Source organism: Streptomyces beijiangensis (genome assembly GCF_017315755.1).
GTDB classification, from domain to species: Bacteria; Actinomycetota; Actinomycetes; order Streptomycetales; family Streptomycetaceae; genus Streptomyces; species Streptomyces beijiangensis.
On sequence record NZ_JAFLRJ010000570.1, the window covers coordinates 1 to 4,062 of the forward strand.

General features: G+C 69.4%; 4 protein-coding genes and 1 pseudogene. All 5 read left to right on the forward strand.

What is annotated here, in order from left to right; translation table 11 throughout:
• Positions 1 to 249 precede the first annotated feature (249 nt).
• Entirely contained in the window at positions 250 to 681 is a 432-nt protein-coding gene (locus J0695_RS36860) for a GtrA family protein (protein WP_206969118.1), read from the forward strand.
• Between the two features lie 57 nt (positions 682 to 738).
• Complete coding sequence (locus J0695_RS36865; RefSeq protein WP_206969119.1) at positions 739 to 1,395, forward strand: SurA N-terminal domain-containing protein; 657 nt, start codon at positions 739 to 741, stop codon at positions 1,393 to 1,395.
• A gap of 147 nt (positions 1,396 to 1,542) precedes the next feature.
• Entirely contained in the window at positions 1,543 to 2,529 is a 987-nt protein-coding gene (locus J0695_RS36870) for a nucleoside triphosphate pyrophosphohydrolase (protein ID WP_206969120.1), read from the forward strand.
• Positions 2,526 to 3,812 carry a cytochrome P450 family protein gene (locus J0695_RS36875; protein ID WP_372445890.1) on the forward strand — a complete coding sequence of 429 codons (1,287 nt, stop codon included), beginning with the start codon at positions 2,526 to 2,528 and terminating at the stop codon, positions 3,810 to 3,812. The genes J0695_RS36870 and J0695_RS36875 overlap by 4 nt, the downstream gene beginning before the upstream one ends.
• Before the next feature lie 113 nt (positions 3,813 to 3,925).
• Positions 3,926 to 4,062: pseudogene (locus tag J0695_RS36880) on the forward strand (peptigoglycan-binding protein LysM); the annotation flags it as partial.

Below are 4,062 nucleotides of genomic sequence, written 5' to 3' on the forward strand. Positions count from 1 at the left end.
GCGGGGGAGGGAGCGGCGGGTGGCCAGGGGAGTGGGCATCGGGATCCTTCTGCGGGGCGCTGAAGCCGAATATGCCGGACTGATGCGGACAAAAGAGCGGCTGCGGAACGCAGTTCACGCAATGGCCGCCGCCCGGCCATCTGGGCCGGGGACCCGCAATGGTGATCCCGGGCGCGGTCGGGGAGGATGGCGCGGTAACCCGTAGGAATTCCGTCCGCATGACATCCCCGAAGCGGAGCCCGTGCGCCCATGACTGCCCCGATATCGCAGCTGATCCGCTTCGCCATGGTCGGCGCGGTCAACACCGGCACGTATTACGTCTGCTACCTGGCGTTCCTGACCCAGCTGCCGTATCTCGCGGCGCACGTACTGGCCTTCTGCCTCTCGATGGTCGGCTCGTTCTTCCTCAACGCGTACTTCACGTACCGCATCCGGCCGACCTGGCGGAAATTCCTGCTCTTCCCGCTGACCAACGCGGCCAATTTCGTGATCACGACGTGCGGGGTGTACGCGCTGGTCGATCTGGCCCACTTCAGCCATACGTGGGCCCCTCTGGTCGCCGCGGCGGTGGCCGTTCCCATCACTTTTGTCGTTTCGCGGACGATCATGCTCCGCCCCGACAACCGTCAAGCCTCCGAATCGTTGGGCGAATCAGTGGCCCAGACCACGCCAACTGCCTAACATCGATCACCGCAAGACTTTGTGCACCGCCGCACAATCTCGCCCCGGGAGGCTCCTTTGCACCGCCGCCGTCGCACTGCGCTCTCCGTATCCGCCGCGCTTCTCATGGCGGCCCCATTCCTCGCCGCCTGCGGCAGCGAGGCCCATCCGGGAGCCGCTGCCGTGGTGGGCGGCCGGCGCATCGACGTCTCCTCGGTGCAGTCCCAGGTCAAGGACGTACGGACAGCACAGTCCAGCACCTCGAACGCCGCGGAACTCGTCAAGAACACCGGCCAGCTGGGCCGCGCCAAACTGCACACGATGATCTTCGACCAGGTGCTGGACCGCGCGGCGGACGACGCCGGGGTCACGGTCAGCCGCAAGGAGATCCAGGACGCACGCAAGGCATGGCTGCAGCAGGCGGGCAGCGAGGCGAAGCTGGAGGAGGCGCTGCTCCAGCAGAACAGCATCGCCCCTTCGCAGATCGACGACTCACTGCGCGAACAGGTGGTCCTGAGCAAGGTGGCGAGCGCGCTGGGCGCGGACACGTCGTCGCCGGAGGGCCAGAAGGTGGTCATGGCGGCTCTCGCCAAGGCCTCCAAGTCGCTGAGCATCGACGTCAATCCGCGCTACGGCACCTGGGACAACCAGAAGATCCAGCTGGCCGACTACAAGGCCCCGTGGATCACCCAGGTGACCAAGGAGACCAAACCGGCCGCCCAGACGGGCGCATGAGCAATAGAGTCCCCCTCCCGCACAGTTCGGACCGGCACCGGGCAGATCAAACCCCTCCGGCAATTGAGGAGCGGGGTCCGGGGCGGAGCCCCGGGGAGGGGGCGAGGCCGCGGACCCCGCTCCCCGCCCCGGGGGTAACGTCGACGGGTGACCCCTGAAGAATCCGCCGCCCCCGGCCGCATCGTCCTGCTCACCACCAGCCACCGCGTCGCCCCGGGCCTCCTCTCCTGGCCGGCCTGGCAGACCCTGCACTCCGCCGACCGCGTGCTCTGCGCCGACGACGCGCACCCCCAGCTGCCCTACCTCCGCGAGGCGGGCATCACGGTCGAGCACACGGCGGCGGACGCCCAGGACCTGGTGGACGACTGCGCCGGCGGCCGCACCCTGGTCGTCATCCCCTCCGGCGAGGGCGACCAGCGGTTCACCGACTCCCTCGCCCGTCTCGCGGGCAGCGGCCGGGTCCAGATGCCCGACCTCGAACTCCTCCCCGGCTCGTACGACCTCCCCGGCGCCCGCCTCCTCGACCTCGTCCAGGTCATGGACAAGATCCGCCGCGAGTGCCCATGGTCGTCCCAGCAGACCCACAAGGGCCTCGCCAAGTACGGCATCGAGGAGGCGTACGAACTCGTCGAGGCCATCGAGGAGGGCGACCGCGCGGAACTCCGCGAGGAGCTCGGTGACGTACTCCTCCAGGTCGTCTTCCACGCGCGCATCGCGCAGGAGGCCACCGGCGAGGAGGGGGACGAGTCCTTCTCGATCGACGACGTCGCCGCCACCATCGTCGAGAAGCTGATCCACCGGCACCCCCATGTCTTCGGCGACGCGACCGCCGAGACCCCCGAGGACGTCAAGGCCCACTGGCTGCGCACCAAGGCGATCGAGAAGCAGCGCGACTCGGTGACCGAGGGCGTCCCGCTGGGCCAGCCCGCCCTCGCCCTCGCTGCCAAGCTCACTTCCCGCGTACGTACGGCAGACCTCGACGTTCCCCTCCCCACCGGCGCCGGTGTCGGCTACCAGCTCCTCGCCCTGGCCGCCGCAGCCGAGGCGGAGGGCACGGACCCGGAGGCCGCGCTGCGGGCCGCGGCCCGCGCCTACCGTGACGCGATCCTGACCGCCGAGGGCGTGCAGGCGTGAGCACCGAGCCCCAGCCGAACCAGACCCAGCCGAACCAGCCCCTGGCGACCGATCCCCAACCCGAGCTCTTCACCTGGGAGTTCGCGACCGACCCGTACCCCGCCTACGCCTGGCTGCGCGAGAACTCCCCGGTCCACAAGACCGCGCTGCCCAGCGGAGTCGAGGCGTGGCTCGTCACCCGGTACGCCGACGCCCGCCAGGCCCTGGCCGACCAGCGGCTCTCCAAGAACCCCGCGAACCACGCCGAGCCGGCCCACGCCAAGGGCAAGACGGGCATCCCCGGCGAGCGCAAGGCCGAGCTGATGACGCATCTCCTCAACATCGACCCGCCCGACCACACCCGCCTGCGCCGCCTGGTCTCCAAGGCCTTCACCCCGCGTACGGTCGCCGAGTTCGCCCCGCGCGTGCAGGAACTGACGGACGACCTCATCGACAAGTTCGCCGCCAAGGGCGAAGCGGACCTGATCCACGACTTCGCCTTCCCGCTCCCCATCTATGCGATCTGCGACCTGCTCGGCGTCCCGCGCGAGGACCAGGACGACTTCCGCGACTGGGCCGGGATGATGATCCGGCACGGCGGCGGCCCGCGCGGCGGTGTCGCACGCTCCGTCAAGAAGATGCGCAACTACCTCGCCGAACTCATCCACCGCAAGCGCGAGAACCCCGGCGACGACCTGATCTCCCACCTCATCCGCGCCTCGGACGACGGTGAGCACCTCACCGAGAACGAAGCAGCGGCGATGGCGTTCATCCTTCTCTTCGCCGGCTTCGAGACGACGGTCAATCTGATCGGCAACGGCGTCCACACCCTCCTCCAGAACCCGGACCAGCGCGCGCGCCTCCAGGAGTCCCTCGCGGCGGGCGAGACCGGCCTGCTCGCCACCGGAGTCGAGGAGTTGCTGCGGTACGACGGCCCGGTCGAGCTCGCGACCTGGCGCTTCGCCACCGAAGCGCTGACCCTGGGCGGTCAGGACATCGCCGAGGGCGACCCCGTCCTCGTCGTCCTCGCGGCGGCCGACCGCGACCCGGAGCGGTTCACCGGCGCCGACACTCTCGACCTCTCCCGAAGTGACAACCAACACCTCGGATACGGCCACGGCATCCACTACTGCCTGGGTGCGCCGCTCGCCAGGCTGGAGGGACAGACCGCGCTGGCCACCCTCCTGACCCGCCTCCCCGACCTGCGACTTGCAGGAGATCCTGCCGATTTGCGGTGGCGTGGGGGGCTCATCATGCGCGGACTGCGCACGCTCCCCGTGGAGTTCGATCCCGAGCAAAGCTGACACAACGTCAAGACTGTGACTTTCATGTGATCTCCGCTGCACCGACTTGTGACCGACGTTCGATTCCGGCTACGTTCACCGTTCGACTCATCCGTCACACGGAAGGCCCACGAATGCGCTCCGGGAACGGTCGGCACCGCCGCCCTCGTCAGGCCCCCGCCCTCGTCGTAGCGGCAGGAGTGACGGGTTCCGCCATCGCGATTCCACTGCTGGCCGCAACTGGCGCCCACGCCGCGGACGCCGGCACCTG